The sequence below is a fragment of the Pseudomonas sp. AAC genome, from assembly GCF_000725445.1.
GTDB lineage: Bacteria > Pseudomonadota > Gammaproteobacteria > Pseudomonadales > Pseudomonadaceae > Pseudomonas > Pseudomonas citronellolis.
Genome location: NZ_KL647099.1, coordinates 449073 through 455516 on the forward strand (window position 1 = coordinate 449073; position 6444 = coordinate 455516).

Annotated in this window: 8 protein-coding genes; 5 read left to right on the forward strand and 3 right to left on the reverse strand. The window is 68.6% G+C overall.

The features are described 5' to 3' along the window. Nucleotides 1-205: 205 nt before the first annotated feature. Together FG99_RS23325 and FG99_RS23330 are read right to left on the reverse strand one after the other, a co-directional pair. Complete coding sequence (locus FG99_RS23325) at nt 206-679, reverse strand: YchJ family protein (RefSeq protein WP_043272511.1); 474 nt, start codon at nt 677-679, stop codon at nt 206-208. Between the two features lie 2 nt (nt 680-681). Further along, entirely contained in the window at nt 682-1170 is a 489-nt protein-coding gene (locus FG99_RS23330) for a DUF6231 family protein (RefSeq protein WP_009620689.1), read from the reverse strand. A 140-nt stretch (nt 1171-1310) separates the two neighbouring features. On the opposite strand from FG99_RS23330, the gene FG99_RS23335 reads away from it, so the two are divergent. From FG99_RS23335 to FG99_RS23345, 3 genes are all read left to right on the forward strand, one after another. Beyond that, nucleotides 1311-1943, forward strand: a complete 633-nt coding sequence (locus tag FG99_RS23335) for an OmpA family protein (RefSeq protein WP_009620687.1) — start codon at nt 1311-1313, stop codon at nt 1941-1943. 120 nt (nt 1944-2063) lie between these two features. Further along, nucleotides 2064-2339, forward strand: a complete 276-nt coding sequence (locus FG99_RS23340; RefSeq protein ID WP_043272512.1) for a DUF1145 domain-containing protein — start codon at nt 2064-2066, stop codon at nt 2337-2339. After that, nucleotides 2332-3096: a hypothetical protein gene (locus tag FG99_RS23345; RefSeq protein ID WP_043272513.1), complete on the forward strand. Its 765-nt coding sequence runs from the start codon at nt 2332-2334 to the stop codon at nt 3094-3096. Before FG99_RS23340 ends, FG99_RS23345 begins: the two co-directional genes overlap by 8 nt. 54 nt (nt 3097-3150) lie before the next feature. Here FG99_RS23345 and FG99_RS23350 read toward each other — a convergent pair whose 3' ends face one another. Then, nucleotides 3151-3615 (reverse strand): CopD family protein, encoded by a 465-nt coding sequence (locus FG99_RS23350; protein ID WP_043272514.1) that lies wholly within the window; start codon nt 3613-3615, stop codon nt 3151-3153. Between the two features lie 387 nt (nt 3616-4002). Between FG99_RS23350 and dinG the strand changes: the two genes are divergently transcribed. Together dinG and FG99_RS32955 are read left to right on the forward strand one after the other, a co-directional pair. Next, nucleotides 4003-6147 (forward strand): ATP-dependent DNA helicase DinG, encoded by a 2145-nt coding sequence (gene dinG, locus FG99_RS23355; RefSeq protein ID WP_009620679.1) that lies wholly within the window; start codon nt 4003-4005, stop codon nt 6145-6147. Nucleotides 6148-6233: 86 nt separating this feature from the next. Further along, nucleotides 6234-6444 (forward strand): hypothetical protein (locus FG99_RS32955; RefSeq protein ID WP_371263882.1); only part of this gene is annotated, 211 nt, incomplete at its 3' end.

Consider the following 6444-nt stretch of genomic DNA (forward strand, 5'->3'; position numbering starts at 1 on the left):
GGTGCACCCAATGGGTGCATGAGGTGTCCCTTTTTGGTGGCAATGAATCCTTTGCTATCCACGCCCGCCGGAAGGCCGCTGGCTACCGGTGCAAGAGAAACGCTGACGTAGGATGGGTTGAGCTTGCGATACCCATCACCATGGCCGCATGGGTATCGCTTCGCTCAACCCATCCTACGAGGCACGCCCCGGTGCGTCCGCCGTGTCAACCGATCCACGGCCCGCAGCATTTCTTCAGCTTGCCGCCGGCGCCGCACGGGCAGGGATCGTTGCGGCCCAGCTTGAGCGGCACCGTCGGGTCGAGGAAATACCAGCGGCCGTCGCGCTGGACGAAGCCGGAGCATTCGCGGTGGCTGTGCTCGCCGTTGGCGTCGTGCCAGCGCGCGGTGAAGGTGACGCGGGCATGCTCGGGCGTGCCGCCGAGCACCTCGTGGCTTTCCACCTCCAGGCCCAGCCAGGTGCTGCCCAGGCTCCAGGCGCGGATGGCCTCCAGGTCCAGGCCGGGCTGTTGGGCCGGCAGCGTGGTGTCGCGCAGGTAGTCCACCAGGCCCAGGGCGTAGGCGCTGTAGCGCGAACGCATCAGCGCCTCGGCGGTGGGCGCCGGCTGGCCGGCGTGCAGGCGGCCGCAGCAGTCCGCCAGGGACAGGCCGCTTCCACAGGGGCAGCAGGGCTCGGTCATGGTCACCACCAGTACTTGCCGAAGTTTTCCGGGTTGGCCCAGAACTTGGCGTTCAGCCAATCCGGGACCTGCTTGTATTCACGCAGATCGTAGGTGAACAGCGTGAGTGTCTGATCGTCGCGCTGGAAGCGTTCGCTGGCCTGCATGCCCAGGGCGTAGAAGTCGATTTCGGCGACGCCGGCCTCGGCCAGGTCGACCAGCACGGCGACGCGGCTGCTGTTGAGGTTGCGGATGCCGCCGACCAGTTGCAGCGCCGCGCGCCGCTCCAGGTGTTCCAGGCAGTCGGCCAGCAGCGCCAGGTCGTAACGCTGCGCCGCCAGTTCCGCCGGCAGCTCGCCCGCGGCGGCGCCGTGCACCTGGCAATCGGGGTGGGCCTGGCGGAAGGCTTCCACGGCGGGAATGCCGCTGGCGCCTACCAGCAGCAGGCGTTGCGGGGCGTAGCGGTCGAGCAGGGCGGCCAGCGCCTGCTGGGGCGTGCGATCGGAAATCATCGGTGTGCGGAAACTCTCGTTCGGAATGCGCAGAGACTAGCCTGTGAACCCCTTCATGGCCTAGTGCTGGCGTATTCGTGCATCGCCGTCTTTACTCGGTAATTGTCGGTTCAGACCCATCTCACAGGAGAGACTGATATATGAGCATCAAAAGGACCGCTTTACCCCTGCTGCTGGTAAGCACGCTGCTCACCGGTTGCGCAGGGTTGCAGAAGTCCGACTGGCCGACCTGCGCATTGGTCGGTGGTGTAGGGGGCGCTGGCCTGGGCTCCATCGAAAGCAGTGCCTGGGCGGGCTGGGGCGCGCTGATCGGTGGCGTGCTCGGCGCGTCCTACTGCTGGGTGCATGGCGAAGGCGAGAAGGTGGTCGAGGCGCCGCCGCCCGCACCGGCTCCCGAACCGGCTCCGGCACCGCTGCCGAAGGAAGAGACCATCGTTGTCAGGGACCTGCACTTCGCCTTCGACTCGTCGAAGATCGACAACCGTGACAAGGACAAGCTCGACACCATCGCCACCCGCCTGAAAGAGGAAGCCTCCACCACCACGCTGGATATCTCCGGCCACACCGACAGCGTCGGCACCGACGCCTACAACCAGAAACTGTCCGATCGCCGCGCCCACGCGGTGGCCAACTACCTGGTGGATGCCGGCGTGCCTGCCAGCAGCATCAAGTCGGTGGAAGGCTACGGCGAAAGCAAACCGGTCGCCGACAACAAGACCAAGGAAGGCCGCGCGGAAAACCGTCGCGTGGAAATCCTGATCAAGCGCCAGTGACACCCGGCGTGTGCTGAAGCGAAAGGGGCCTTTGCGCCCCTTTCGTGTTTCCGCCGCCTATGGAAATCGTCACCGCCTCCGGAGTATGGTGCCGGCACAAGAAACCGGGGGAGCATCTACATGAAGGCTTTTGTGGGGCTGGGCAAGCTGGTTGCCCTGTTGTTCTGGCTGGCGGTGCTGGCCAATCTGCTGCATCCCTTCGCCCATCCGTTCGCGACCCTGCTGAAGGTCGCCGGGGGCCTCATCCTGCTGATCCACATCCTTGAACTGCTGGCGCTCGGCGCACGCCTGAAGGGGCGTTCGTCCCCCTGGCTGGACCGCATCCAGGTCCTGCTGTTCGGCATCTTCCATTTCCTCTCGCTGCCGGCACCGGTCAAGGAGGGCGGCCATGCGTAAGCTGCTGTTGGGCCTGATGCTGCTGGCGCCGATCGAGGCCGCCAGCGCCGCCTCGGTGCAGGTGGAGGCCAATACCGTGCTGCGCCTGCCGGTGAAGGGCGAGTCCCTGAGCCTGGAACGCGTCCGCGTGGCGGAAGGCGGCGCGCTGCTGATCCCGTCGCGGGTGAAGGTGCTGCACATCGACGAACTCGATCTGCAGAAGAACGCCCGCCTGGGCGTGTTCCCCGGCGAGCAGCCGCTGCGCATCGAGGTGGCCCGCGGGCACCTCGCCGATGGCAGCGTGATCGCCGCCCAGGGCGCTTCCGGCAGCTTCCATCGCCCGGCCAGCGCCGGCCGCACCCTGACCCTGCGCCTGCAGGACGTGCAGGTGGAGAACCTGCTGGTCGACGTGCGCGGCGGCGTCGGCGCGCCGGGCTACGACGGCCTCGACGGCGCCCACGCGCGCAGCGGCGGCTGCCTGTGGGGCGGCGCGGAACAGGGCGGCGACGGCCAGGACGCCGGCGATGGCCAGACCGGTGGCGCCGGCGGCGTGGTGCGCCTGGAAGTGCCCCAGCAATTCCCCGTGGAACTGGTCAAGGTGCGCCTGGAAGGCGGCGCCGGCGGTGCCCCGGGCAAGCCGGGCAAGGCCGGCGCGCGCAGCGGCGAGAAGGGCTGCCTGCTGTACTCGGTGGACGGCGGCAAGGCCGGCCATGACGGTGGCGTCGGCAAGCCCGGCCCCAGCGGTGCCCAGGGCCGTCTGGACGTAGTGCGTTTCTGACTGTAGTGCGTTTCTGACTGAAACCGGCGCGGGCCCCGCGGCCCGCGCCAAGGCTCACCAGTGCGGGCGCGCGGCGACTATCGCCACCAGCGCCAGGCCCAGCAGCAGGTTGCCGCCCACGGTGCGGCGGATGCGTCCCAGCGCCGCGCCGCCGGCGGGCCAGTCGGACGCTTCGATGGCGCGGCGCAGCTCCGGCAACTGCAACGCCTGCACCCGCAGGAACAGCGCCAGCATGGCCACGTACAGCCCCATCATCACCTGCACGTAGCGCGGCGCGCCGGCCACGCCGTTGAAACTCAGCTGCAACATGCCGATACCAGTCACCGGCAGCGCCAGCACCGCCACCCAGACCCACACGAAGAAGCGCCGGAACACCTCGGCCCACAGCTTCAGCCGAGCCGGCGCATCCAGCGCGGCGACGGCCGCCGGACGGAGGATCATCCAGGCGAAGAACATCCCTCCGACCCAGACCAGGGCGGCCAGGACGTGCAGGGCATAGACGGGGGCAAAGGCGGTCATTCGGCGATCTCCGCTGGCGGTTGAAAATAAGCGCGCTATCATAGCCGGCCCACAGGGTCTGTTGACGTTTTGTCGCGAGCCGCGTTGCAGCGACAAATGGCGCCAGGCTAGGCGCGGGACGCAGGCAATGGCGTTCCCTTGGCAAGTCCCGCAACGACGCATGGCGCCATTTGCCGCGCAACCCGAAGGGACGGGCCCTTTTTTGCGTGGTGCCGCGTTACTCGTCGTTCATTTGGAATGACCAAACCGCTCTCCTCGCGCCTTGCCCCACGCAAAAAATGGCTCCGTCGCGGTCGTGACAAAACGCCAACAGACCCTGCTACCACTGAAAATTTATCCAGCATCCGGACATGTCCCGATGGACAGTCCCGCATGCCCGGGAATTCCATGCTCAGCAACGAACTCAAGGCCACCATCCAGGGCGCCTATACGCGCTTCCTGGAAGCCAAGGAACTCAAGCCGCGCTACGGCCAGCGCCTGATGATCGCCGAAGTGGCCAAGGTCCTGGGCACCATCGAGACCGACGAGGAAGGCCAGCGCAGCGGCGAGCCCGCGGTGGTGGCCGTGGAGGCCGGCACCGGCACCGGCAAGACCGTGGCCTACAGCCTGGCCGCCATCGCCTGCGCCAAGGCCGCCGGCAAGCGCCTGGTGATCGCCACCGCCACGGTGGCGCTGCAGGAGCAGATCGTCCACAAGGACCTGCCCGACCTGCTGCGCAACAGCGGCCTGGCCTTCAGCTTCGCCCTGGCCAAGGGCCGCGGCCGCTACCTGTGCCTGTCCAAGCTCGACCACCTGCTGCAGGAAGGCCAGGCGCAGAACGCCACGGCCCAGCTGTTCGAGGAAGAAGGCTTCCGCATCGACGTCGACGAGAGCGGCAGCAAGCTGTTCAACCAGATGATCGAGCGCCTGGCCGGCAACCGCTGGGACGGCGACCGCGACTCCTGGCCCGAGGCCATCGAGGACGCCCACTGGGCGCAGCTGACCACCGACCACAGCCAGTGCACCAACCGGCATTGCCCGAACTTCCAGCAGTGCGCCTTCTACAAGGCGCGCGAGGGCATGACCAAGGTCGACGTCATCGTCACCAACCACGACCTGGTGCTGGCCGACCTGGCCCTGGGCGGCGGCGCCATCCTGCCGGACCCGCGCGAGACCCTCTACGTCTTCGACGAAGGCCACCACCTGCCGGACAAGGCCATCGGCCACTTCGCCCACTTCACCCGCCTGCGCGCCACCGCCGACTGGTTGGGGCAGGTGGAGAAGAACCTCACCAAGCTGCTGGCGCAGAACCCGCTGCCCGGCGACCTCGGCCGGCTGATCGAGCAGGTGCCGGAACTGGCCCGCGAGCTGCGCACCCAGCAGCAGTTCATGTTCACCGCCTGCGAGGAGATCGGCGACTTCCGCGCCGGCGAGGACATGGAAGGCCGCGAGCGCCCGCGCCACCGCTTCGTGGGCGGGGTGGTCCCCGAGCACATCCGCGAGATGGGCATCGAGCTGAAGAAGGGTTTTTCCAAACTCACCGACCTCTTCACCCGCCTCACCGAACTGCTCAAGCAGGCCATGGACGGCGAGGGCACCGCCGGTGTCGCCAGCTACCAGGCCGAGGAGTGGTACCCGCTGTTCGGCAGCCTGCTGTCGCGCGCCCAGGGCAACTGGGAACTGTGGACCGCCTTCACCTGCGAGGACCCGCAGGACAGCCCGCCCATGGCGCGCTGGCTGACCCTCGCCGAGAGCGGCAGCTTCTACGACATCGAAGCCAACGCCAGCCCGATCCTCGCCGCCGAGACCCTGCGCCGCAACCTGTGGAACGTGGCCTACGGCGTGCTGGTGACCTCCGCCACCCTGACCGCCCTGGGCACCTTCGACCGCTACCGCATGCGCGCCGGCCTGCCGCGCGCGGCGGTCACCGCCGTGGTGCCCAGCCCCTTCCACCACGCCGATGCCGGCCTACTGCGGGTGCCGGACCTGAAGGCCGACCCGCGCGACGCCGCCGCCCACACCGCGGCTATCGTCCGCGAGCTGCCGGCCATGGTCGAGGGCGCCCGCGGCACCCTGGTGCTGTTCGCCTCGCGGCGGCAGATGCAGGACGTGTTCGATGGCCTGGAGCGCGACTGGCGCAAGCGCGTGCTGATCCAGGGCAACCTGTCCAAGCTGGAGACCCTCAACAAGCACAAGGCCCGCGTCGACGACGGCGAGCCCAGCGTGCTCTTCGGCCTGGCCAGCTTCGCCGAGGGCGTCGACCTGCCGGGGGCCTACTGCGAGCACGTGGTGATCGCCAAGATTCCCTTCGCGGTGCCGGACGACCCGGTGGAAGCGGCGCTCTCGGAGTGGATCGAGGCGCGCGGCGGCAACCCCTTCATGGAGATCGCCGTGCCCGACGCCTCGCTGCGCCTGGTGCAGGCCTGCGGGCGCCTGCTGCGCACCGAGCAGGACCGCGGCACCATCAGCCTGCTGGACCGCCGTGTGGTGACGCAGCGCTACGGCAAGGCCATCCTCAACGCGCTGCCGCCGTTCCGCCGCGAGATCGCCTAAGGCGCGGCATCCGTAACAGGGGACGGCGCGCCGTCCCAGGTCGCAAATCCCGGTGGCGTCCGGCGCCACCCCAAGGACAAGGTTGCATGCGTTTACTCCGTTGGCATCTGCCCCTGCTGTTCAGCCTGAGCCTCGCCTGCGCCCCGCTGTGGGCCGCGCCCAGCGAGGACGTCCTGTTCAACTTCGTCAAGCCGATGGCGGTGGTCAGCGTCGGCCTGCAGGATGCCGACCTGCCCAGCGCCACCGCCGAGGCCACGCCCGAGGGCGAGATCCTGCGGCGGGGGGAGGTTCATCCCG